This is a genomic window from Paenalcaligenes sp. Me131 (assembly GCF_050487225.1).
Lineage (GTDB): Bacteria > Pseudomonadota > Gammaproteobacteria > Burkholderiales > Burkholderiaceae_B > Paenalcaligenes.
Map to the genome: position 1 here is coordinate 891398 of NZ_JBKQGY010000001.1, position 22524 is coordinate 913921.

Annotated in this window: 25 protein-coding genes and 2 riboswitches; of the genes, 9 read left to right on the forward strand and 16 right to left on the reverse strand. The window is 48.3% G+C overall.

Features of this window, described 5'->3' with window-relative positions; all coding sequences use genetic code 11:
* Positions 1–195 precede the first annotated feature (195 nt).
* Positions 196–405, reverse strand: a complete 210-nt coding sequence (locus ACLPHM_RS04285; protein WP_430220026.1) for a cold-shock protein — start codon at positions 403–405, stop codon at positions 196–198.
* Positions 406–811: 406 nt separating this feature from the next.
* On the opposite strand from ACLPHM_RS04285, the gene ACLPHM_RS04290 reads away from it, so the two are divergent.
* The gene (locus tag ACLPHM_RS04290; RefSeq protein ID WP_430220027.1) at positions 812–976 is read left to right on the forward strand and encodes a hypothetical protein; all 165 of its coding nucleotides are present in this window, start codon (positions 812–814) and stop codon (positions 974–976) included.
* Between the two features lie 83 nt (positions 977–1059).
* On the forward strand, positions 1060–1332 hold the full coding sequence (locus ACLPHM_RS04295; protein WP_430220028.1) for a hypothetical protein: 273 nt from the start codon (positions 1060–1062) through the stop codon (positions 1330–1332).
* Positions 1333–1856: 524 nt separating this feature from the next.
* Here the strand turns inward: ACLPHM_RS04295 and ACLPHM_RS04300 are convergent.
* The 5 genes from ACLPHM_RS04300 to ACLPHM_RS04320 form a co-directional block, all read right to left on the reverse strand.
* Positions 1857–2582 carry an LrgB family protein gene (locus ACLPHM_RS04300; protein WP_430220029.1) on the reverse strand — a complete coding sequence of 242 codons (726 nt, stop codon included), beginning with the start codon at positions 2580–2582 and terminating at the stop codon, positions 1857–1859.
* The gene (locus ACLPHM_RS04305) at positions 2575–2952 is read right to left on the reverse strand and encodes a CidA/LrgA family protein (RefSeq protein WP_430220030.1); all 378 of its coding nucleotides are present in this window, start codon (positions 2950–2952) and stop codon (positions 2575–2577) included. Before ACLPHM_RS04305 ends, ACLPHM_RS04300 begins: the two co-directional genes overlap by 8 nt.
* 150 nt (positions 2953–3102) lie before the next feature.
* A complete protein-coding gene (ycaC, locus tag ACLPHM_RS04310; RefSeq protein WP_430220031.1) occupies positions 3103–3723 on the reverse strand; it encodes an isochorismate family cysteine hydrolase YcaC in 621 nt (206 codons plus the stop codon).
* 224 nt (positions 3724–3947) lie between these two features.
* Complete coding sequence (locus ACLPHM_RS04315) at positions 3948–4505, reverse strand: cysteine hydrolase family protein (RefSeq protein ID WP_430220032.1); 558 nt, start codon at positions 4503–4505, stop codon at positions 3948–3950.
* A gap of 140 nt (positions 4506–4645) precedes the next feature.
* Complete coding sequence (locus ACLPHM_RS04320) at positions 4646–5629, reverse strand: GlxA family transcriptional regulator (RefSeq protein WP_430220033.1); 984 nt, start codon at positions 5627–5629, stop codon at positions 4646–4648.
* Positions 5630–5834: 205 nt separating this feature from the next.
* On the opposite strand from ACLPHM_RS04320, the gene ACLPHM_RS04325 reads away from it, so the two are divergent.
* On the forward strand, positions 5835–6224 hold the full coding sequence (locus tag ACLPHM_RS04325) for a tetratricopeptide repeat protein (RefSeq protein ID WP_430220034.1): 390 nt from the start codon (positions 5835–5837) through the stop codon (positions 6222–6224).
* Between the two features lie 97 nt (positions 6225–6321).
* On the opposite strand, the gene ACLPHM_RS04330 is transcribed toward ACLPHM_RS04325, so the two are convergent.
* The 4 genes from ACLPHM_RS04330 to ACLPHM_RS04345 form a co-directional block, all read right to left on the reverse strand.
* Positions 6322–6798: a DUF2501 domain-containing protein gene (locus tag ACLPHM_RS04330; protein ID WP_430220035.1), complete on the reverse strand. Its 477-nt coding sequence runs from the start codon at positions 6796–6798 to the stop codon at positions 6322–6324.
* A 151-nt stretch (positions 6799–6949) separates the two neighbouring features.
* Positions 6950–7324 (reverse strand): DUF488 domain-containing protein, encoded by a 375-nt coding sequence (locus tag ACLPHM_RS04335; RefSeq protein WP_430220036.1) that lies wholly within the window; start codon positions 7322–7324, stop codon positions 6950–6952.
* Positions 7325–7386: 62 nt separating this feature from the next.
* Entirely contained in the window at positions 7387–8013 is a 627-nt protein-coding gene (locus ACLPHM_RS04340) for a CatB-related O-acetyltransferase (protein WP_430220037.1), read from the reverse strand.
* Positions 8014–8102: 89 nt separating this feature from the next.
* Positions 8103–8453, reverse strand: a complete 351-nt coding sequence (locus tag ACLPHM_RS04345) for a hypothetical protein (RefSeq protein ID WP_430220038.1) — start codon at positions 8451–8453, stop codon at positions 8103–8105.
* Between the two features lie 403 nt (positions 8454–8856).
* On the opposite strand from ACLPHM_RS04345, the gene ACLPHM_RS04350 reads away from it, so the two are divergent.
* A complete protein-coding gene (locus ACLPHM_RS04350; protein WP_430220039.1) occupies positions 8857–9018 on the forward strand; it encodes a hypothetical protein in 162 nt (53 codons plus the stop codon).
* 58 nt (positions 9019–9076) lie between these two features.
* On the opposite strand, the gene ACLPHM_RS04355 is transcribed toward ACLPHM_RS04350, so the two are convergent.
* Positions 9077–9727: a hypothetical protein gene (locus tag ACLPHM_RS04355; protein ID WP_430220040.1), complete on the reverse strand. Its 651-nt coding sequence runs from the start codon at positions 9725–9727 to the stop codon at positions 9077–9079.
* Positions 9728–10274: 547 nt separating this feature from the next.
* Between ACLPHM_RS04355 and ACLPHM_RS04360 the strand changes: the two genes are divergently transcribed.
* The 4 genes from ACLPHM_RS04360 (at position 10275) to ACLPHM_RS04375 (ending at position 14101) form a co-directional block, all read left to right on the forward strand.
* Positions 10275–11420 carry an MFS transporter gene (locus tag ACLPHM_RS04360; RefSeq protein WP_430220041.1) on the forward strand — a complete coding sequence of 382 codons (1146 nt, stop codon included), beginning with the start codon at positions 10275–10277 and terminating at the stop codon, positions 11418–11420.
* Positions 11421–11557: 137 nt separating this feature from the next.
* On the forward strand, positions 11558–11815 hold the full coding sequence (locus ACLPHM_RS04365; protein WP_430220042.1) for a DUF2164 domain-containing protein: 258 nt from the start codon (positions 11558–11560) through the stop codon (positions 11813–11815).
* Between the two features lie 296 nt (positions 11816–12111).
* Positions 12112–12561, forward strand: coding sequence for a YkgJ family cysteine cluster protein (locus ACLPHM_RS04370; protein ID WP_430220043.1), 450 nt, complete (start codon positions 12112–12114; stop codon positions 12559–12561).
* Positions 12562–12633: 72 nt separating this feature from the next.
* A riboswitch (glycine riboswitch) is annotated at positions 12634–12719 on the forward strand.
* A 143-nt stretch (positions 12720–12862) separates the two neighbouring features.
* Positions 12863–14101 carry a D-amino acid dehydrogenase gene (locus ACLPHM_RS04375; protein ID WP_430220044.1) on the forward strand — a complete coding sequence of 413 codons (1239 nt, stop codon included), beginning with the start codon at positions 12863–12865 and terminating at the stop codon, positions 14099–14101.
* A 138-nt stretch (positions 14102–14239) separates the two neighbouring features.
* Here ACLPHM_RS04375 and ACLPHM_RS04380 read toward each other — a convergent pair whose 3' ends face one another.
* The 5 genes from ACLPHM_RS04380 to ACLPHM_RS04400 all read right to left on the reverse strand — a co-directional run bounded on the left by ACLPHM_RS04380 (position 14240) and on the right by ACLPHM_RS04400 (position 20142).
* Complete coding sequence (locus ACLPHM_RS04380) at positions 14240–15013, reverse strand: cache domain-containing protein (protein ID WP_430220045.1); 774 nt, start codon at positions 15011–15013, stop codon at positions 14240–14242.
* A 32-nt stretch (positions 15014–15045) separates the two neighbouring features.
* Positions 15046–15798 carry a FadR/GntR family transcriptional regulator gene (locus ACLPHM_RS04385; protein WP_430220046.1) on the reverse strand — a complete coding sequence of 251 codons (753 nt, stop codon included), beginning with the start codon at positions 15796–15798 and terminating at the stop codon, positions 15046–15048.
* Positions 15799–15848: 50 nt separating this feature from the next.
* A complete protein-coding gene (locus tag ACLPHM_RS04390; RefSeq protein WP_430220047.1) occupies positions 15849–16619 on the reverse strand; it encodes a nuclear transport factor 2 family protein in 771 nt (256 codons plus the stop codon).
* A 10-nt stretch (positions 16620–16629) separates the two neighbouring features.
* Complete coding sequence (locus tag ACLPHM_RS04395) at positions 16630–18060, reverse strand: gamma-aminobutyraldehyde dehydrogenase (protein ID WP_430220048.1); 1431 nt, start codon at positions 18058–18060, stop codon at positions 16630–16632.
* 147 nt (positions 18061–18207) lie between these two features.
* A complete protein-coding gene (locus ACLPHM_RS04400; RefSeq protein ID WP_430220049.1) occupies positions 18208–20142 on the reverse strand; it encodes a methyl-accepting chemotaxis protein in 1935 nt (644 codons plus the stop codon).
* A 142-nt stretch (positions 20143–20284) separates the two neighbouring features.
* A riboswitch (glycine riboswitch) is annotated at positions 20285–20375 on the forward strand.
* A gap of 386 nt (positions 20376–20761) precedes the next feature.
* Here ACLPHM_RS04400 and ACLPHM_RS04405 point away from each other — a divergent pair.
* On the forward strand, positions 20762–22171 hold the full coding sequence (locus tag ACLPHM_RS04405) for an amino acid permease (protein ID WP_430220050.1): 1410 nt from the start codon (positions 20762–20764) through the stop codon (positions 22169–22171).
* The last annotated feature ends 353 nt before the right edge of the window (positions 22172–22524 follow it).

Consider the following 22524-nt stretch of genomic DNA (forward strand, 5'->3'; position numbering starts at 1 on the left):
CACCTATACTCTATTAAGAACAGGCCATTTACTGAACTAGCAGAACCTAATGTTCACGCTACAGCACTGCGATTTTCTGTTTTTCAAACGGCAAGTACTAGCATCACATTTAGCAGACACAAAAAAACCGGCAGTGTTTATACATGCCGGTTTTTTAGAGCTATCTTTTCTTACATGGCGATGTAAGAAATGAGCTTACACAACTTGGATGTTCGTCGCGCAAGGGCCTTTTTGACCCATGCCAGCAACAAAAGATACACGTTGGTTCTCTTCAAGAGACTTAAAACCTGTCCCTTGGATTTCGCTATGGTGCACGAAAAGGTCTTGGCCTCCATTCTCCGGAGCAATAAAACCGAAGCCTTTTTCGTTATTAAACCATTTAACAATGCCGATTTCTGTATTCAATGTAAATCCTAAATTATCAAGGGAAACATATCCCTCAGCGCACTATCGCAGTTATCGTGAGTAATAGATAGCTCTGTTACAAAGTAAACGTCTGCCACACGCTCGCACCACCCCTCTTTTTGCGTGCAACCCCGCTTGTTTGGCGGATACGCGCTAAATACATTGCTATAACTTGTACAGCTATTCTCAAAACCACTGTTACAAGTATAGGTGTACTTTGATGTCTTAAAGCCCCATAGTAAATAAGCGCGTCAACACACAACTACAACAATCATAAAAAAGGCCAGCACCCTCGCTCGCCTCTAACTTTTTACTACGCGTTCACTTTTTTCTACGCTACGCTTTTGGCAGCACCTGCTCCCAACCGCTCTCACTGATCAAGATGAAGAAGCGTTGGAGATCTTAAATGATTTACCACAAACTGAATCAGGGCGGCCTGAGCCCCCTGCACGTCTCCCCGTTGCTTGAACCTCAAAAAACAGCTAAACAGCAAGAAGAACAGGCGCAGGAAAGACGACTTTCTGAAATACGTCGCAATTTTTCTAGAACCTTGAAAAGCAGGTTTGCTTGACTGTTCTACAAACAAGTAAAAACATAGGAGTCCTAGGCTATTTCACAGAGACGACTACAATGTAGATTCATTTAAGGAGTCTTATGTTGAAATTTGAGCCCAATGAACGGGCGTATCTATCAGAAATCCGTGCCCTGTCTACCGATCAGGACGACAATGAAGTCTTTGTAGGCATGACGGTCAGTGAGTCCGTCTGGTATGCCAACTACGTACAAGAGTCATTCAACGGCACGGTTACTCGAGATGATGCAGCGCAAGATCGCTATATCTCACTACACACTCAACATGAAGAAATGCGTAGAACTATCTTGGCAGCAGAGTCTTTGGCATGGCCATCAAACACTGCTTCGTCATAAGTTCTGTGACGTGTAGGCATTTATGCCTAACCTACAAAAACGCCACCATACATAATTATGGTGGCGTTTTTTTTACCCTATCTTTACTATTTATACGCACTACTTCGATGTTTGCATGCACTTATCGTTCCAGTAACTCTGAAAGCTTGCACTCAGCGCGTAACGACTGAAACTCTTGCCCTCTTGGTCTACGTACTCGTAGGCTTGTCTCGCTATGTTGGTATGCAACGCTTTCTGGGATTCATCAGCCGCTTGTTCTGCCACCCTTTTCATATAGTCATTGAAGGGGACGTTATCCAAACTAGCTAGGATAGACTCCCTAGCAAACACGGTAATGTAAGCACAGTTAGCTTCAACTTCCAGTTGCTGTAATGATTGATCCCCATCATTCGTGGCTGAAACAGTAAAAGCAGTACAGCACGCAGCTACAAGCACAGCGCAAACACATTTATTCACGTTATCTTCCCTGTTTTACACCGCGTAGATTTCAAACCAATCTTGCTAGATACATCGCCAACATCCCACTAGAACCACCGCGCAACCAATGGCATCAACAATGCCGCCAGCAACACTTGCAGGCTTAATGCCAGCCCAGCAAACGCCCCAGCATCCGCATTGACCTGCAAAGCACGAGCAGCACCAATACCATGTGACGCGGTACCTAGACTAAAGCCACGCGCCACCCAGTCTGCATCCCTAGTACCTATACCCAAGAGTCGGAACAAGAAACTACCCGACAATGCGCCCACCAAGCCTGTTAACACCGCAAAAACAGCCGCCAATGCTGGCACACCACCTATTTTTTCAGCAATACCCATAGCCACAGGTGCTGTCACTGATTTCGGCGCTAAGGAACGCAACACATCATCCGGTAAACCCAATGCCCAGCCCAACACTACGGCGACTATCGCTGCGGTTGCCCCACCGGCTAAAGCGGCTATGACATAGCGCCCCCAGCCTCGGCGTAACTCTTCACGACGTTCCCATAAAGGGAATCCCATCGCGACAACAGCTGGCCCTAACAGAAAGTGTATAAATTGCGCGCCAGCAAAATAGGTGGGATATGGCACTTGTGTAATCATCAGACCAGAACCCAGCACAATCACAGACCACAGAACCGGATTTGCTAAGGGCGCCTGACCTAAATAGACATACACACTATGGGCCAGCACATACACTGTGATCGTGGCACTTAAACCAAACAGCGGTTCCGATGAGAGATAAACCCAAAGCTCAACAAAATTAGGCATCGCGGTTCATCTCCTCTGTAGTGGGTTCGTATTGGTTTTTAATCAGACCTCGCACCAAAAGTACGGTAACAATCATTCCTGCCCATGTTGACACCAGAATCACAACACCTAGTTTGATGCCATGATCTCGAATCAAGCCTAAATGCGTGATGACCCCTACCCCTACCGGTACGAATAACAGCGACAGGTGAGACAACAAAAAACTTGCCGCCACTTTGACCGGTTCACGTATACGTGGGAAGTACAGTGCGAACACCAACAACAACATCCCCACCACTGGCCCTGGAAATGGCAACTGCAACACATGCGCCAAAGCTTCGCCCGCCAGTTGCAGCAACATCAACCACATGATTCCTTTTAACGCTTGCATAAAATCAGGCCTTTACTTGTTTTAAGAAATTGGGAATGCAGTGCTAAGGCATTGAGCATCTGATATCCACCACAGTACACCCACTACGCCAGATAGGGCGACACCGCCAAGACAATGCCGCCCTACTCTTCGCCACTTATGCTTTTACCATTATTTCGCAAAAGTACTGTAGCTAGTCATCAAATTACGGTAATCAGGAATATGGTTGGAGAATAGCTGCCCCAAACCTTCTACGTCATTACGCCAGTCGCGGTGCAGTTCACACGCCACACCAAACCATGTCATCAACTGAGCCCCTGCTTGAGACATACGGTCCAAAGCGGAATCACGTGTTAGCGCATTAAAAGTACCGGAAGCGTCGGTCACCACAAACACATCAAAACCTGCCTCCAGTGCGGACAACGCCGGGAAAGCCACGCACACTTCCGTCACCACACCCGCGATGATCAATTGCTTTTTACCTGTGGCTTTTACGGCATCCACAAACTCTTGGTTGTCCCATGCATTGATTTGACCTGGACGTGCAATGTACGGCGCATCAGGAAACTGAGCTTTGAGTTCTGGCACCAGTGGGCCATTAGGGCCTTGTTCAAAACTGGTGGTCAAAATGGTCGGTAAATTAAAGTACTTCGCCAAATCACCCAACGCCAATACGTTGTTTTTGAACTTGTCTGGGTCTATATCGCGTACCAAGGACAATAAACCAGCTTGGTGGTCTACCAACAATACAGCAGCGTTGTCTTTATCTAAACGTACATAAGGTTTGCTCATGAGAAACTCCTCAAATTAACGGGGAAGTAGAACCTTTACGCAATGTCTTGCACATTCATGTTGATGTGCGGGTTTTGAATAAAAGTGCCATGTACTCATAGTAAAAGCCGCTACACTGCTGCACTAGTCGTTCATTTTGAGCATCATTGTCCTATTTCTGGAACGATAAACACCGACGCATCGCCCACCAAGCTGTTTTTACATCTATGTATAGGTCTGAAGAACTAGCCTTCGGCAGCAGCCAAATACGCTTGTGTGGATGTCACCTTACCGTATCCGAACACAAATGCTGCCATCAGCGCGGCATGCACATGTTCTGCTGGCACAGTAACCTCACCAAAACTCAGCTCTAGCGTAGCGCATGCATCATGCAACACGGTGACAGGGTATCCCATATCGACAGCAGCACGTACCACGGCATCCACACACATGTGGCTCATCGCCCCCACCACAATCAACTCGTCCACGCCCTGCGCATCCAGCTGCTGCTTAAGATCGGTTTCTCTAAACGCATTAATGTAGTGCTTCACAATCACTGGCTCGCCAGCCATAGGCGCTACAGCCGTTTGAATATCAGCACCATCAGAGCCAGGCACAAAAATAGGGGCAGATGCACTCGTTGCTTCATGACGTATATGAAAAATAGGCATCGCTTTTTGCCTCGCATCAGCGATCACACGAGCGGCATTCGCTGCAGCCGCCTCAATACCTGATAAAGGGAGTTTGCCAGTTGGTAGATATTCGTTTTGCAGGTCAACGACAATTAGGCCGCGTTTTGTCATGGTTTCACTCTCCGTAAGAAATAACGTCTGAAACACTATGATCGTCAAAAACGCCCTATGTGCGAAGCGGCGGAACTGACAACATCAAGGCCAATAACGACATACCTATCTTGGGGCGATGGCCATGAGCACCACATCAGCTACGCATCAGTTGCTGATGTGGTAGTGGCGCTAAAACGGCGTCTATAGTCACTGGGGGCTAGGCCCACAATACGAGAAAAGACTTTTCGAAAAGCACTAGGATCGCTATAGCCTACCTCCCACGCAATGCTATCTATGGATGCATTACTAAACTGCAATCGCTCTCGCGCCCTACCTACCCGTAATCGCTGACAATATTCGGTAGTGGTCATCCCCGTTGCTTTCTGAAAGCGGCGTAAAAAGGTGCGTTCTTCTAAGCCAGCTTCACGCGCTAACGTGGCCAGAGCCGTATCATGGGCTTGGGTCGCTTGCAGCCAATGCTGCACCTTTAACACGGCGGCATCACCATGCGTCAGCCTAGGTGAAAACACACTATAAAAACGCTGCTCACGCCCTGCTGGGTCTACCAATAAAATACGAGCAGTAGCAATCATCACAGACGGCCCCAGCAACCTATCGACTAATCGCAGCCCCAGATCCGTCCATGCCATTAAGCCGCCTGCGGTGATGATGTCCCCATCATCAATGATGAGTTGATCGGCATCCACCACCACATTGCTAAATCGTTGGCGCAGCAATTCAGCATGAGACCAATGTGTGGTCATACGCCTATTAGCCATTAAGCCAGTCGCGGCCAACGGGAACGCCCCCGCACACACCGATGCCAACACGACACCTTCTGCATGCCGTTCACGTAACCATGTCAGCAATGCAGGCATGTCTTGAGATGACAAGGGATCGCCCAAGGCGGGCGGCAAGATCAATGTAGCTAACGTATCAGAGGCAATGGCAGCATAACTATCAAACGCCTTCTGGGGTGCTGCCGCTGCTGCCTCGTAATGCCAGTGCGTGACCTTAATGGCGGGAACGTCTGTTTCAGCATGTGCAGCAGCGACTCGGTTTGCTACTGCAAACAAGTCAGTAAGCCCCAAGATGGCTGCTTGTTGTGAGCCTGGATACACCACAATCCCAATTTCTTGCACGCTGTAGCTCCTACTGCTCCGCACGTTATAGAACCTACAGTATAAATTAGGCTACCTCTCAACCTATGGCATCACACTTGCTGCCCCAGTTAGAAAGGCCAGCGACTGCCTCAATATAGACAATATACGCTTGATCATGCCTTGTATAACCAGCCACTACGCTAGTTATAATCCTGACTACAGCGAATTAAAAAGGGAATCATCCATGCGTAAAACACTGGCTCAGTTGGGGCTGCTACTTGCCCTCTTTATAGGTGGATTTGCGACGTCACACGCACAAACTCATCGTTATTCCCCAGAACAACTAGAAGAAATGAAGCAACTAGCCAAAGACGGTGTAGCCGTAGCGCAAGCCTCATTAGGCATGGTTTATTCAGACGGCAAAGACCTACCCCAAAATTATGAACAAGCCCGTTATTGGTTAACCTTGGCTTCGGATCAAGACTACGCCTTAGCGCATGTGCAATTGGGCTTTATCTACTTACAAGGCTTAGGCGTCGACGCCGATCAAGCCAAAGCGCTAGAGTGGTTCAACAAAGCCTGCACAGCGGGTCTTGATGGTGGTTGCAAGCTGTATGAGCGCTACTCCAACTAACGCTAACGAGCGCTTCACCCTCTGTAATACATCAGCAAACCCAATTAAAAAAGCCGCAACCAGTAGGTATGCGGCTTTTCTATTAACTATATAGAAATTACAGCAAGGACGATGCGTTATCCAACACGTAATCGCATGCTTTTTCTTTAAGATCGTCTTTGACTTTGCTGATATCGAAAGAAGAACCATCGCTGCCCGACAACATACCGGTCAAACCTTGCTGGTAACCGGCGTCTTGCTGTTGCTTGGCAGGGCTATCCATACCCAACTTACCCATTAACTGATCTTTAATATTGTCAGCGTTAGCTGCTTTCAAGTACTTGTTTTTCAGGCAGTATTCCAAAATACCTGCCACGTTGCTGGCTGCACCACTACCAATGCTGGGCAGTCCTAATGAGGACCCCAAATTACCTAATCCAGCTGCACCGCCAACACTACCGCCACCCAGACTAGCGCCTAAGCTTTCTGTAGCCTGGCTTTTCAAACCGCCCATAATGTCTGCAGATGCTGGTGCCGACAATGCCATGCCTAGTGCAGCGGCTGCCAACAGTTTTGCCCCTAAAAACTGACGCATTATTTTCTCCTGAGTTTATGGTTTTCTACCGGCCTACCCGGTATGTAAAATCGTACCCCAAGCTTTATGGCTACAGGAAAAAGTATGCGACTATTTGTTAATTCTTAGCATTCTGCTGAGTTGCAGCCTTCTTTACTCTAGCGCACCCACCTTATTTAGGATGGGCTATACGTTCTACTAAAACCGTTTTTAATACCTGCAAATACGAGGTGTTAGCGTCTTTAGTCGCCGTTAACAGTGTCACGTCGCCACGCTTTAACAACGCCAACAGAGGATCTAAACAGGCAAGGTTCTCTAACAACTGCTTTTTATATGCCACTTGGAATGTAGACACATTCAATTCACCAGAATGAAAGGCTTTGCGCAACTCTGTGCTGGGGCTAGCCTCTTTGTACCACTGTATGTCGCCCAGAGCGTCTTTACGTAAGCCTCTAGGCCAGAGCCTATCCGTCAACACACGAGGATGCTCTGCGGTAGGATGATGTACAGCATTTTGAATGCGATCTAAAAAGATTTCCCCAGTCATATGGTCTCCTTCTCCTGATAGCAACTTAACGTGATGCTCCCTCTAGCAACCCATAAGCCGCTTCATTTCGTTAGCTCCGACTCTAGAGCATCTATATCTGCATCGCATAATAAGTGTTTAATGCGCTCAAAGGTTTCTACAGGTAAGGCATAGACGTTTAAGGCCAATAACCTACTAATGGTTTCATCACTAAAACGTTTTTTCACGACTTTAGCGGGGTTACCAGCAACAACGGTATAGGCTTCTACATCTTTGGTCACAATAGCACCTGACGCAATAATGGCTCCTTCACCTATGCGAATTCCGGGCATAATCATGGCGCGCATGCCTATCCATGCACCATCACCAATGATCGTGTCACCTTTTGCTTGATAAGAACGCTCAATATTTTCTACAAATGGGTATAACGAGAACCAATCTGTACGATGCGTATGATTGCCGCCCAGTAAGATGACGGCCTCTGCCCCTATACACACATAATCGCCCACATAGAGCTGATCAATCTCCCACGCTGGTTCCCACGCTTGCAAACTATAGGCATCGCCATACAAATACCGCACCACACTGTGCTCAAAGCCTTCTGACCACGCATTGCTGTAATAGCTATGCGTGCCCTTGTGATGAATATTGGGATTACTATGAGTTTGGTGCAAAAGCTCTACTTTTGACCAGTGTTTGATATCTGACATTATGATTTCTTATGCCTTTGGCACTGCTTCATCAAAATGCCAGTGTACTGGGCTAGTGAATTACTACGCAATCAACGCCGCTTTGCGGCCTAGCCCCTAATTCCCGTAATGCGTGCGGTCTGGTTAATCTGAAATACTGGTTTTTGATTTTTCCACGGAGTTTCTGACACCATCAAATCACTCACAGCACCATACTGATGTCTTGTTCCTGCAGGGAAAACAGCTGGATTAAGCAAATCGCTAGCATATCTGGTATAATTATCTTCTTTTTTATGCACAAACAGCATATAAAGATCTGGGCCACTACTCACACCCAGTAGCAAAACTACTAAAACAATGTGATTCGAAGATATCGTGCACTTCCTACGCCGGAAGCTCTTGCTCACGATATGCCACAGTTGACGTTTTGTATAAACCAAAACGCTGTGCAAATTATTCATGGATAATTTTCAGACCCACAGAAAGAACAGGGATATTACGTACATCACTATGATACGTAAGCAAATACCCTCTTGCTATCACTGAAAACTGGTAGTGCCCTATAAGCTTGATCGCTGATTAGTAATTCTTTTTGCTTTATCTCAATGATTTATCGCGTTTAATACGATAAAGTATATTGCGTTCATCTTCTACTAAATAGTTACAAACTTACTGTATACAATAAAGCTAGTAAGCCTCATAGTAGTCGAGTCAGATCATATCCTTACAACAATCATAAAACAGGCTAGTTATTTACTTGCCTATAACTTTAAAAACGCATTCATTTTTTCTATGCCATATAGTAGGTAATCCATACTGCCCATTACGCTAGATGATCAAATGGTAAAAGCGTTGGAGATCATCATGATTTATCAAAAACCTCATCAAGGTATTAATCCTTCCTTATCTGCAGTTGCATTTTTAAATACTGAAAAACGTTCACCAGAACAAAAACAGATACAAGAGCAACAACTGTCAGAAATACGCAGAAATTTTGTACGTAATATAAAAAGAACGTCAAGATAAAACAAAACCGCCTTTATGGCGGTTTTTTTATTTTCATGCGTGCTTAAAACACCGCTACTTAAAATCTGTATGTCAGCCCCAGCACAGGCCCTTTCATACGTACGTCATACTCATGACCATGGTGTTTGTAATTCACATCCAGTACTTTGTACCCCGCAGAAACTGATAAGTTATCTGAAAACACATAATTCACTGTCCCCAACGCCGACCAAGTGTGTTTAGCCCCCATACCAAAGCCGCCTATATCCGCTTGCATTTGCAGCGACCATTGATCAGCAATGGGCACAAATGCCCGTACTCCTAGCAACGGATCTACCCAATTGAAGTTTTCTTTTTGTCTGGCCGCTCTCGTACCTATAGCGGGATGACCAGCGGTTACCCTCACGTCGGTAGAAATATGCCAAAAACGCACGCCACCTAATGCATCCAAGGTAAACGCTGGCGTATCCACTACCCTATAGCCTGCTTGTAGAGTGGCCATAAACTGTTTACTTTTTACTTTGGCCTTCGTGTCAGCGCCAGCAGGAATGGTCACACCAAAACCCGGTAACTGAAAGGCCGATAACGGGCCACTAGCTTCTGCACTTCTGGTGCTGATGTACATCATGTCACCCGAGAACACAAAACGATCTCGTCGCCCCCATGCGTTAATAAAGCCCCCCATGCTGAAATCACTCATCACGTCAGAGAACGACTTTTCGACGCTCATCGTAGGCCCATGCTTAAACGGCGACATATGCCCTTTCAGACCTGCGGCCCAGACATAAGGGGTAATTTGCCATGTCCATGCACTATTATTGTCACTTAGCCATGTTGATGGCTCAGCACTATTCGCAGCCAGACTCGGCGCAGAAACACCCGCACTGCATAACGCTATAAGCAAAGAATTGAGGTATCTATTCACCGTGCGGCATCCCTGAAAGATATGGAGTTCTTTTATACCTTGATAGACTTTATCAGATCAAACATCAGCCTCTGAATTCATACCACTACCAGCCTTTAGCTGTAGTGCCTGATCCACAGACACACATCACAACTCTTGTGAACCCCACTACCCTCAATGGCATTCTTGTTTAGCAACGTAAACGAATGCTATTATCACTTCATAGTTCTATGGAAGACACCTGTTTGTGTCTTACTACATTACATGCCGTAGAACCGTAAGCGTTTACGTTAACCAACGCGCACTGCTTTTTAGTTAGCAGGGCGTCCGTATACGTAATCGATTCGGTGCCCTGCACTTATTTGGGTACCACATGCAATCTTCTCGCTCCACCTTACTAGACCTCATTCGCATACAAGGCGCTATTGTTTGCTGCTTTTTTGTGGTGGGTTTATCGTTGGGCGCTCTACCGCTCTACATCTCTAAAGACCTTGCAGCCAGCGATACCATCGTGGGTATTGTCATAGGCTCTCAATTTGTCGCCTCATTAATCAGCCGTGTTTTTGTAGGGCAGCTATTAAGCACTGCAGGTGTACGACGCTGCGTGATTACCAGTTTGATTGGACTAGGCCTGTATGGCTTAATCCTCGGCACCACTAGTTTTACGTCCAGTGGCACCATCGCCATTCTTTTGGTCGCTCGATTAATGCAAGGCTTGGCCGTAGGTGTACTGACAACGGGCGCCATTATGTGGGCCATACATAAACTGGGTGAATCCAGCACTGCACGCGTGCTGTCCATGACCGGTATATCCATCTATGGTGCAGTAGCGTGCGGAGCGCCTATTGGCATCTTACTCTTCACCTACGTAGGCTTGGGAGGGGTAGCGCTGTGTATTGTCATACTGGCTATCGCATCAGCCTTATCCCTATTGAGCGTAGAAAACAGTCACGCCTCTACCACTAAAAAAGCGGCAGGAAAAACCGTATTTGCGAAGGTCGCGCTACCAGGCAGCATCTTGTTTTTGCATGGTGTAGGTTTTGTGTCTATTGAGGCGTTTATCTCTCTGTATTTTTCGGTATCGGGATGGTCTGCCGTCACGCTCGCCTTATCGCTATTCGGTATTTCCTTTGTGGTGGTGCGATTAGCCGTAGGTCACTTACTACAAGGTCAACGCTTAGCCAGACTAGTGGCGGTGTCGTTAAGTGTGCAAGCCATCGGTCTACTCGCTCTGGCCTTTGCACCCACCCAATATTTGGCATTGTTATGTGTCGCGGTGATTGGTGGTAGTTGCTCACTCACCTTCCCCGCTTTGGGTGCTATTGCCGCTGGGCGCTGTGCTGTACACGAACGCGGTACGGCGATGGGCTTTTACTCGGGCTTCCAAGATGCCTCGTATGCGGTGACGGCACCTGTGATCGGAATGGCTATTCATCAGTTTGGTTACAGTACTGGGTTCATACTTTCTGGCGTATGCGCAGTGATTGGTCTGCTACTGTTAAGCAAAATGAATCGTTAAACGATGCTATAGCCTGCTGCTCAACACCACACGCGTGTTAGATGCAGCCATCGCACAGTAGTGCTGTCTACTTACAGCACTACTGTCTTGTATGGTGTAGTGCCATGCCCCTTCTGTATTTTCTTTACACTGTTGTTATGACTATTGAACTTGATCGCGACACAAAAACCAGAGCCATCGAATCCATTCAGCGATATTTCGATGAAAACATGGAAGAGTCCATCGGCAACATTACCGCGAATGCGTTGCTTAACTTTTTCCTGCAAGATATAGCGCCCAGCGTTTACAACCAAGCCGTACAAGACGTGCAAGCCAAAATGCAGCAACACGTGGCAGACGTAGACATTGAAGTGCATACAGAAGAGTTCCAATATTGGCCTAGCCAAAAACGCTAATCAGTGCACCGCCGTTTTGGTTAACGTTTGCCTTACCGTCTTAGCTATTCGTTGCTGATCAGCGCTCAACACAACAGCCCCGCCGTTATATAGCCGTGTGTTCAGCCGCCCTACGCTGTTGCAAATTTCACAGCAGTCGCCCCTATTTCTCTCTACTTCATACAAAAAAATATTTTCGTGAATTTCGCTTTTCTATAAAATTAATTGTGCTATTTTTTGACACTCACAGACCTGTCCCTGACTTTCAAAAAGTAGAGTAATTACTCTTTTTTATTTATAAAGTGCGGACCTCATTCATGAGTACTCTCTCTACCTCCTTACTTGATTTTCAAGAAGAGCGTCAGAAACTACAGAGCGACACATCGCAGTCCAAACCCGAACGCCAAAACCCCTGTTACGCCTGTGGTGTGTGTTGTCAGCACTTCCGCATTTCGTTTTACAGCGGCGAGTTGATGGGCGAAACCGGCGGTTGGGTTCCAGTTGAACTGACCACCCAAATTGGGCCACTGCGCGCCTGTATGAAAGGAACCGAAAAAGGTTCAGGCCGCTGCATTGGTTTACGAGGGGAAATCGGTGATCCCTCTATACGGTGTGGTGTATACGAGCAACGCCCTTCTGTATGCCGAGAGTTTCATGCCTACGATGCTCACGGTACCCCAAACCCTGATTGCCAACGCTTACGTTTGGCGGCTGGCTTGCCTCCGCTGGACGATATTCCCCCTAACGATAACGATTTAGCCGCGTAATAATTAATCGTTATTCGGGTTTGCTAGAGTTGTAATTTTTTTTAAAGCCCGTAAACTTAGGGCGGTCATTCTAAATGGTTCAGGAAAGAGACTTCTTACGAAGCGCCGACGGAGCAACCGCCCCGGAATCTCTCAGGCAAAAGGATCTTGAAACCATGACAATCTGGAGAGAGGCAAACAACGCTTTGCCCACCGAAGGGGACCACGATCTCAGTGGAACAAGCTCTCAGGTAACCGGACAGATGGGGTGTAGCCGCTATGTAGCGGGCTACCCCTATTTCTATATCTGGAGCATTACCCCATGACTACCATTGCTGTTATTGGTGCCGGTATTACTGGCGTGACCACAGCCTACGCCCTGAGAGAACAAGGCTATGACGTTATTGTCATGGACCGCCAACGTTACCCTGCCATGGAAACCTCGTTTGCTAACGGTGGCCAATTATCCGCATGTAACGCTGAAGTTTGGAACAACACTGGCACTGTACTGAAAGGCCTTAAGTGGATGTTCAAGCGTGATGCTCCTCTGCTGCTGAACCCAGCACCTACCTGGCACAAATACTCGTGGATGGGTGAGTTTCTCTACAACATCCGCAACTACGAGAAAAACACCGTAGACACCGTCAAACTGGCTATTGCTGCGCGTGAGCCTTTCCACCGTTGGGCTAAACAAGAAAACATCGAATACGATTTGGAAGAGCGTGGCATCTTGCACGTGTACCAAAGTAAAAAAGGCTTTGAGGCAGGCATTCAAGTGAGCGAGCTGCTGGCCAAAGGCGGCCTAGAGCGCAGTACCGTCACACCTGAAGAAATCCGCACCATTGAGCCTACATTGCAAGGTAAGTACTACGGTGGTTTCTTTACACCTAGCGACTCTACTGGCGATATTCATAAGTACACCCGTGGCTTAGCTGAAGCATGCGAACGCAAAGGCGTGACGTTCATGATGGACGTAGAGGTAAGCAGCATTGCTCAAGCTGGCTCCAAACACCGCATTCAGTACATCTCTAAATTGACAGGCGCGCCACAACACCCTGAGTCTGTTGAGGTCGATGCATTGGTGATTTGCGCTGGCGTAGGTAGCCGCAAACTGGCCGCCATGGTAGGCGACCGCATCAACATTTACCCTGTTAAAGGCTACTCCATCACTATTCCTTTGGAAGATGAGATCAGCCAAACATCTGCCCCTTGGGTCAGTTTGCTGGATGAAGAAGCCAAGATTGTGACCAGCCGTTTGGGTAACTCCCGTTTCCGTATTGCGGGTACTGCCGAATACAACGGTGAGAACCGTAATATCCGTGCTGACCGCGTCAACCCGCTGACCGAATGGGTACGCTACAACTTCTCGGGTGTTAGCACAGAAAACGCTATTCCTTGGGCTGGTTTGCGCCCCATGATGCCAGACATGATGCCTCGCATCCAAACAGGTAAACAGCCTGGCGTGTTCTACAACACTGGCCACGGCCACTTGGGTTGGACCTTGTCTGCCGCTACCGCCGAAGCCGTAACAGCGTTGGTACACAGCAGCATCAAACCCTAAGCCTGCCGCTCAATACAACAAAGCCCTGCTTCAATCACGATGCAGGGCTTTTTTGATGCCGCTACTACTTTCACCACTCAGCACTTCGTAGAAAACCACCTACCAAAATGCTAAGCGGAAAATACGATGCGATAGATTTTACGAGGCGGATAACGCTGAATAGCGATCAAAGCGCAGCGTATGTGACGAGGCTTGCGTCGCCACGGCTGCGGACGCTGGCTGCACCTCTAGCAATTGCAAGATACGCCCGCGCTCTAAGGGCTGACCATCACGCTGCAGTGTGCCTACACGCACGCCTGGCGCTGTTGATAGCACTACCCTACGATCGGCATTCACGACGACTACTGGATTGTTAATCGCTGCCAATAGCGGCGCTAACAAGCGATCCAAGGTGGACACCAACATATCAACCGCCGCTACACCCACAAAAACACCGTCTACCAGTACTGGATGTGCCGTGGTAATGGTGTAGTCGCCATTACATACGTAGTCCACATAGGGGCCGTCTACGTAGGCTTGATGATCATTGGCTGGCTGGCCAAACCAATCAAACACACGAAAATCTAAACGTTTACGTATTTCTTGGTTGCGATCGAGTTGCGCGTGCTCAATAGCACCCGCTTCTTGGTACCACCACTCTAACGACCAAACTTCTTCGCCAGCCTGAGCATTACTGTAACTGGCAAACCCTGCCCCATTGCACCACGGGTTATTCTGCAATATCGCTTGTATGGGCGCTTGCAACTGCTGTCGTTGCTCGGCCCCCAACTGTATGCCTTCTTTGTGTGCAGAAACGGTATGCGCCAAAATGCGCTGCGTTTGTTCTGCCAAACTAGCCGCTGCACTACACGCTGAAAGTGTGATGTCGTGCAACATGGCCTTTGCTTTTTCTACTGGAGTATCGCTATACATGGTTATCTCCTGCAGGCTGCGCCCACCTTGGATCAAGCCAGATGGGACTGTTGTAATGATGTGTCTGCATCTAGCTTTACTTTACAGGCCAGCAGTTGATCTGTCAGCTGATAAATCATGTGTTGGGCCTGCGTACAGGCTTGATCTGCATCGTTTTGGCGCAATGCCTGTACCAATTGCCTATACACCGCCACCACGTGCTCGTGCGCATTCGTGTATTGATATAGGGCAGCCACCAACGGTGCCCACTCCGCTTGTATCATCAACACTTGATTCGCCAACCTAGCCGATTGTGCATTGGCAGCCAATGCCAACAAACAGCGCATATCGGCGTGCGCACGCTCTTCGGCTTGCTCGGTCGCCGCAAACGCATCGACAGCTTTTTCGAAACGCAGTATTTCCTGATTGGTAGAGCGCTGTGCAGCCAATCTTGCGCTGTGGCTAATCACCGCACAATGCCACTCGCCTAAGTCGGCCAAATACGCCGAACTGGCCAGCTTTAAGGGGTGCTGCGCCAGCAGCACACCCGTAGACATTTTGCAGACAAAACTACCACCATTACGGCCTCGACGCGTATCAATCAAGTTACGCATGCGCAAGGTGTTTAATGCCTCGCGCACCGTCACCGGAGAGACTCCCAACATGCGCGATAAATCGGCCTCGTTAGGCAATTGCTCATCGGCCTCAAGCAAACCAGCCAGAATGGCGTTACTTAACCGTTCCACTACCAGCTCAGACCGGCTTGCCTGACCTATGGGCGCGTAAACAATGGCATGCGCCGTCATGCTGCTACTCCCCAATTCTGTAGATAAATCGGGAATCGTAGCACTTCTGATCAGAAAATCCCATGCTTATGCAAAGCTTGATCATCTTCTGGCACTGGGGCGATGGCATCCCACAGTTCGGCTACTTTGCCGTTTTCTACACGCCATAGCTCAAAATACGCATGGCGCTCACCAGCAATAGTGCCTTCGGAATGCGTTAATACAAACTCGCCTTCGGCCACACTACGGTGAATACGTGAATACTCTAAGCCATGCCCGTCTTTGCGCAATTGCTCTAGGAAGGCAATCACGGCTTTTACGCCATCGGCAATATCAGGACTATGCTGATGGAAGTTTTCACCATTAGCGTAGCGTTCGAACCCAGTGTAATCCCCCTTAATTAAGGTTTCAGTAAAGAAACGCCACACTAACTCGCGGTTCTTTTCCTTATCTCCGTTACCGGGTTCTACAGGACCATCCAACTGCGTGCGACCGCTGGCATTGGGTGCCGCCTCTGGCACTAAGCCATCCCAGTGTTCAACGATTTTCCCGTCGCGTACGCGGTATAAATCAAATCCCACCAAGGGCTGTTCATCCAAGCCCACGAAACGCCCATGAATGGCCACTAAATCACCATCTTGCAGCACACGACGGGCTTCATGCTTTAGATCCGGGCACGATTGCACAAGCTCTCGTAAGCCACTTAGCCCATCAGCCACTAATGGTGAGTGTTCAATAAAGTCTGCCGCAAAGTACTTTTCTAATGCGCTGGTGTCGCGCAGCGTAAAGAGCTCATAGTGTGCCTTCGCCACCAGCTCTCGGTTTGACAGTGTTTGGCTCATAACTCCTCCCTTATTCGTGTGCGCTCATCACATGTTTAACGCGGGTGTACTCTTCAAAACCGTAGGCCGACAAATCTTTACCGTAGCCCGATTTTTTGAAGCCACCGTGCGGCATTTCTGCGGTCAATGGGATATGAGTGTTAATCCATACGGTACCGAAATCCAGCTCACGAGACAGACGTTGTGTGCGGGCATGATTAGTGGTCCACACGCTAGAAGCCAAACCATACTCCACGCCATTCGCTTTAGCGATGGCATCAGCCTCGTCGCTAAAGGTTTGTACGGTAATCACTGGCCCGAAGATTTCGGTTTGGATCGCTTCGTCGTCTTGTTTCAAACCAGTAATCACAGTAGGTTCAAAGTAGAAACCATCACGATTAGCCGCTTTACCACCGGTTTGGATTTTGGCGTGTGCGGGCAAACGCGTCATAAACCCACTTACGCGCTCTAATTGACTGGCATTATTCAAAGCGCCGTACAGGGCCTCGGTATCGTCAGGATCACCAAATTTGATGGCTTTCACTTGCTCTACCAATTTTTGTACAAACTTATCGTGTACAGACTCTGCCACCAACACGCGTGTCGCGGCTGTGCAATCTTGCCCTGCGTTGAACAGGCCAGCGATAGAAATGGTGCTAGCTGCTTTATCGAGGTCAGCGTCGTCAAACACCACTACTGGAGCCTTACCGCCCAACTCTAAGTGAGCGCGCGCCAAGTTAGCCGCTGCTGATGCCGCAACCTGTAAACCAGCACGTACGGAGCCCGTAATGGAAACCAGTGCAGGTGTGGGGTGCGATACCACCATAGAACCCGCATTAGCCTGACCCAGCACCACGTTAAATACACCTTCAGGAAATAGCGGCGCGACCAACTCAGCCAGCAACAAGGTACTTTCTGGTGTGGTGTCACTAGGTTTTAGAACAATGGTGTTACCGGCGGCGAGTGCTGGAGCAATCTTCCATACTGCCATCATCAAGGGGTAATTCCACGGTGTTACTTGCCCTACTACGCCCAGTGGCTCACGACGAATACTGGAGGTCAAACCTTCCATGTATTCTGCAGTAGCCTTGCCTTCCAAGAAGCGCGCAGCACCGGCAAAGAAACGAATCTGGTCAGCACAAACCGCTACTTCTTCAGAGGCGATCAAATGCTTCAGTTGGCCAGTGTTACGGCTTTGTGCTTCTACTAATCTGTCACTGTTTTTCTCAATTTGATCCGCCAACGCCAACAAGGCTTTTTGACGTGCTGACGGGGTGCTACGCCCCCACACCTTGAACGCTGCACGTGCTGCGGCATAAGCAGCATCCACATCTTGCTGTGTTGCATTAGGCGAACGTGCATAGACTTTGCCAGTCACTGGGCTGATCAGGTCAAAACTGTCTGTGCCAGTGGATGCCACAAACTTGCCATTAATGAAGTGTTTGAGTGTTGGGTGAGTCATCACAATCTCCTTGGTGAACGGAATATAAATATATCCTATGAAGTTATATGTATTAGCAGTATCCGTAATTACCCTAGCCCCATACAGAAACAGCCGTTTCCACGATAGTGAAAACGGCTGCTAACTACGTTACAACGGACGTAAAGATTAGGTTCTGAACACCGAAACAGCGTCAGATAATTGACGTGCCTGATCTTGCAATGACGAGGCTGCCGCCGAGGCTTCCTCTACCATGGCTGCGTTTTGCTGTGTAACGGCATCCATCTGCACGATGGCTGTATTGATCTGCGCAAGGCCATCACTTTGTTGGCTAGAGGCAGAAGCGATTTCGTCCATCAGTCTGGCCACATCGGTAATTGCACCGGCTGCCTGACGAATAATACCGCTCGCTCTATCGACTTTTTGGGTACTGCCTTGTGCCAACTGCACCGAGCTTTCGATCAACTCTTTAATCTCGTGCGCCGACACAGCACTACGCTGCGCCAGCGTACGCACCTCCGCCGCCACTACCGCAAAGCCTCTACCATTTTCACCCGCTCTGGCTGCTTCTACCGCCGCATTCAACGCCAAAATATTGGTCTGGAACGCAATGCTTTCAATCGTGGTAATGATGTCATTCATCTTTTGCGAGCTTTGGCTTAGTGCTGTCATAGACTGCACAATCTCGCCCACTGCACCGTCGCTGGCTACTGCCAAAGATGAGGCATCTGCTGCCAAATCATTGGCTTGATGCGCATGGTCTGCATTCTGTTTCACGGTGACCGAGAGCTCTTCTAAGCTTGCCGCTGTTTCTTGCAATGCCGCCGCTTGCTCTTCTGTGCGCTGAGACAGGTCGATGTTACCTTGTGCTATCTGATAGGCCGCCTGCGACACAGATTCACTGTTTTCACGGATGCCGCTGATAATACCCACCAACTGCGTTTGCATACTATCCATCGCATGCAACACGCTATATTCATCGCCCTCTTGCACATGAATATCAGAGCGCAAATCGCCTTGGGCAATACTTTCCGCCACCTGCAAGGCTTGCGCGGGCTCACCGCCCAAGGGGCGAATCACCATACGATTTAGCGCCACACCCAATACTAAGGACACCACCACAATGCTAATGGCACCCAAAATTAGGGATGTATTACGCAACTCGTAGACTTCGGCTAGTACTTTGGCCTGCGGCACCGTCACCGATAACGCCCACTTACCTTCTGTAGTCGGTAAGGTAATAGGCACTACTACCGTATAGCTATCCTCACCAAGCAGTGGGTCTATATCTTCAAAACTTTGCGTTTTACCGGCTCTTGCCGCCTCTACACTTTGCTTCTGATCGGCATCCATTTTGGTACCCACACGTTCAGCATCCCGATGCCCAATGTAGATACCACCCTCTGAAAACAAGCTCGCATAACCAATCTCGTAGGGGCGAATCTGGCTGATCTGGTTCTGGAAGGCCGACAACGCAATATCTACCCCTACTACAGCAATCACCTGGTCGTTATGCAGTATAGGTACCGAAATACTCGTCAATAACGTCGAAATACCGCCTATGTAATCACGGTAAGGCTCAGACAAAATAGTTCGTTTGGTATTGCGGGCATTCAGGTAGTAATCCCCCTCACCTGCCTGCTGGTAGTTACGGATCACGTCCACCGTCAGGGCCCCATCGGTGCGGCTCCAGTACGGTGTGAACCTACCTGTGCCATCATGCGCATCCGCATGGGCAAAATCTTCATCCCTACCATCAAAGGCGTTGGGTTCCCATACCGCCCACACCGTTAAAAAATTGGAATTATTCGCGAGAATTTCGCGCATCATAGCCATGGCGGCATAGCGATCTGTGATCCCGCTTTGGCGTACACCATACAGCATTTGAGCTAAGGTTCGTGCGGCATTTAAGGCTTTTTCAGTTTCCTTCATCACCTCTTGCGCTTCGCCTTTTACCGCTTCCTCTACATACATATGAGCAGCTTTTGTCTGCATCGCAGAACCTTGCTGCACCACTACCGCGATGATGGCCGTAAACCCAACTACGATCATACCCACCACAACCATCAACATACGAGCACGTAAGCTCAAGTTTGAAAACATCAAGTTCTCCAATCATATAAATACAGCGCAAAAGGGTTTACGGCCTGATCTCGGAGAAATTTATTGAGGCTTCAAAAGTCTAGGTACTGGTTAACGCTTATAGAAGGGCTTTTTCACTTACTTATAAAATGCCAAAGTCATCAAATGGTTCAGGAGAGAGTCTTCATTCTCCATGAAGCGCCGACGGAGCAACCACCCCGGAAACTCTCAGGCAAAAGAATCCTGAAACCGTGACAATCTGGAGAGAGGCATTACAATATGCCCACCGAAGGGGATCATGACACAATCATGGATAAGCTCTCAGGTAAACGGACAGATGGGGTACAGATGCCACATGGTAACTGTTCACCTACTACGTCCGGAGAGTCAGCCATGACCATTTCCCTACTGTACGCGTAATAGCTGGGCGGCTATTACGCCTACCAAAGCATACTTTCTGGCACACACACCCACTGTTGATACGCGCAATCAACAAGGGAATTTATGTCGTGCGCTTGTGAGCTTACTCTGGTTTGCAACTGTTACTACCGTTTCTACGAAACGGTGGTATGCCCGTGTTTTTTTCTTGTAGCACAGTAACACCCACGTCATAGTGATATAACAAATTACGGAGAAACGCGTGAGTCAACAACACTCATCAGGATTGCAACGCTCGTTAAAAAACCGACACCTGCAACTTATTGCGATTGGAGGCGCGATTGGTACAGGTCTATTCATGGGTTCTGGCCGCACGATCAGCCTGGCAGGCCCTTCGGTTTTGTTTACCTACGTCATCATCGGTTTTTTCCTCTTTTTCGTGATGCGAGCAATGGGAGAATTGCTGCTGCACAATCTGGAATACAAATCCTTTGTGGATTTTGCTACCGATATTCTTGGCCCTACGATGGGGTATTTCACTGGCTGGAGCTATTGGTTCTGCTGGGTAGTTATTGGTGTGGCCGATATCGTTGCCATCACCGGATACACCCAGTTTTGGTGGCCTGATGTACCGCTTTGGCTACCCGGCATCTTATGTATTGGCTTCTTATTGGCGTTTAACCTGCTCTCCGCCAAGCTTTTTGGTGAGCTGGAATTTTGGTTTGCTTTGATCAAAATCGTAGCTATTTTGGCCTTGATCGCCGTAGGTGCCTATTTGCTGTTTACGGGTTTTGTTGGCCCCACTGGCGATAAAGCTAGCCTGTCTCATCTGTGGGATAGAGGTGGCGTATTTCCTAACGGCATCATGGGCTTTTTTGCTGCATTCCAGATTGCAATCTTTGCGTTCGTCGGGATTGAGCTGGTAGGTACAGCCTCTGCTGAAACGGCAGATCCAACCAAAAATCTGCCTAAAGCCATCAACAAGATCCCTGTACGCGTAATTATTTTCTATGTTCTGGCGCTAACCGTCATCATGACCGTTACACCATGGGATGTAGTTGCACCCAACAAGAGCCCATTTGTGAACATGTTCTTGTTGATTGGTGTAGGTGCTGCCGCAGCGATTATTAACTTTGTGGTACTGACGTCTGCCCTGTCATCAGCAAACAGCGGCATGTTCTCGACAGGCCGCATGCTGTACGGCTTGTCCAAAAACGATCTGGCACCAGAATCATTTGGCAAACTGTCCCGTAGCGGCACACCACGCAATGGTTTGCTGTACTCGTGCGCACTGCTGTTGAGCAGCGTATTCCTGCTGTACGCAGAAGGTGATGTGATGCGCGTGTTCACTATTGTGACCACCGTATCCAGCATTTGCTTTATTTTTGTCTGGGCTGTGATTTTGGTGTCGTACTTAAAATACCGTCGCATTCGCCCTGAGGCCCATGCGAAATCCAGCTACAAAATGCCTTTTGCGATTCCTATGTGCTACGCCACATTGGTGTTCTTTGCCTTCGCGCTGTACTTGTTTAGCCAAGAAGAAGAAACCTTGATTGGTTTAGTGGCCACGCCTTTCTGGTTCTTGGCATTGTTCTTGTGCTTGCCACTGTACAAAAAACGCCTGAAACGGCTTCAACAACAACCTGCTGCAGTGCCTCACGCTGCAGAATAAGCACTTTAGGCACTACCCTTTCTAGGGGTAGTGCCTCTCTTGATGGTTTGATGTAAAAATCCATACAAAAAACCATACAAGAACGCCATCTACTATTCCCCAAAAAATCCCCACTCCCTTTCAATCTTAAGCGAGACTCTCGCTAAGATCGCTATCGCATGGCCGAAAATAGCCGCAATAACCATACAACACCCATACAAAACAAGATTGATAATCCATACAAAATAACCTATATTACGCATACAAATTAAGGTTATTTATCCATACGATATAAATCTTGTATGGTTTATGGCTTTCATGGGTTGTTGCTGAACTCACTCTGTTATGCGGCAGCCCCTTCTTCTCATTGGCTG

Coding starts and splice junctions, on each gene's coding strand:
- ACLPHM_RS04325 (WP_430220034.1), top strand. CDS start 5,835: ATGCGTAAAACACTGGCTCAGTTGGGGCTGCTACTTGCCCTCTTTATA.
- ACLPHM_RS04385 (WP_430220046.1), bottom strand. CDS start 15,798: ATGACGGCGCATGCCATTGTTTACGCGCCCATAGGTCAGGCAAGCCGG.
- ACLPHM_RS04315 (WP_430220032.1), bottom strand. CDS start 4,505: ATGACAAAACGCGGCCTAATTGTCGTTGACCTGCAAAACGAATATCTA.
- ACLPHM_RS04330 (WP_430220035.1), bottom strand. CDS start 6,798: ATGCGTCAGTTTTTAGGGGCAAAACTGTTGGCAGCCGCTGCACTAGGC.
- ACLPHM_RS04400 (WP_430220049.1), bottom strand. CDS start 20,142: ATGTTTTCAAACTTGAGCTTACGTGCTCGTATGTTGATGGTTGTGGTG.
- ACLPHM_RS04390 (WP_430220047.1), bottom strand. CDS start 16,619: ATGAGCCAAACACTGTCAAACCGAGAGCTGGTGGCGAAGGCACACTAT.
- ACLPHM_RS04395 (WP_430220048.1), bottom strand. CDS start 18,060: ATGACTCACCCAACACTCAAACACTTCATTAATGGCAAGTTTGTGGCA.
- ACLPHM_RS04290 (WP_430220027.1), top strand. CDS start 812: ATGATTTACCACAAACTGAATCAGGGCGGCCTGAGCCCCCTGCACGTC.
- ACLPHM_RS04305 (WP_430220030.1), bottom strand. CDS start 2,952: ATGCAAGCGTTAAAAGGAATCATGTGGTTGATGTTGCTGCAACTGGCG.
- ACLPHM_RS04365 (WP_430220042.1), top strand. CDS start 11,558: ATGACTATTGAACTTGATCGCGACACAAAAACCAGAGCCATCGAATCC.
- ACLPHM_RS04335 (WP_430220036.1), bottom strand. CDS start 7,324: ATGACTGGGGAAATCTTTTTAGATCGCATTCAAAATGCTGTACATCAT.
- ACLPHM_RS04350 (WP_430220039.1), top strand. CDS start 8,857: ATGATTTATCAAAAACCTCATCAAGGTATTAATCCTTCCTTATCTGCA.
- ACLPHM_RS04360 (WP_430220041.1), top strand. CDS start 10,275: ATGCAATCTTCTCGCTCCACCTTACTAGACCTCATTCGCATACAAGGC.
- ACLPHM_RS04380 (WP_430220045.1), bottom strand. CDS start 15,013: ATGTATAGCGATACTCCAGTAGAAAAAGCAAAGGCCATGTTGCACGAC.
- ACLPHM_RS04340 (WP_430220037.1), bottom strand. CDS start 8,013: ATGTCAGATATCAAACACTGGTCAAAAGTAGAGCTTTTGCACCAAACT.
- ACLPHM_RS04370 (WP_430220043.1), top strand. CDS start 12,112: ATGAGTACTCTCTCTACCTCCTTACTTGATTTTCAAGAAGAGCGTCAG.
- ACLPHM_RS04295 (WP_430220028.1), top strand. CDS start 1,060: ATGTTGAAATTTGAGCCCAATGAACGGGCGTATCTATCAGAAATCCGT.
- ycaC (WP_430220031.1), bottom strand. CDS start 3,723: ATGAGCAAACCTTATGTACGTTTAGATAAAGACAACGCTGCTGTATTG.
- ACLPHM_RS04345 (WP_430220038.1), bottom strand. CDS start 8,453: ATGAATAATTTGCACAGCGTTTTGGTTTATACAAAACGTCAACTGTGG.
- ACLPHM_RS04300 (WP_430220029.1), bottom strand. CDS start 2,582: ATGCCTAATTTTGTTGAGCTTTGGGTTTATCTCTCATCGGAACCGCTG.
- ACLPHM_RS04375 (WP_430220044.1), top strand. CDS start 12,863: ATGACTACCATTGCTGTTATTGGTGCCGGTATTACTGGCGTGACCACA.
- ACLPHM_RS04355 (WP_430220040.1), bottom strand. CDS start 9,727: ATGAGCGTCGAAAAGTCGTTCTCTGACGTGATGAGTGATTTCAGCATG.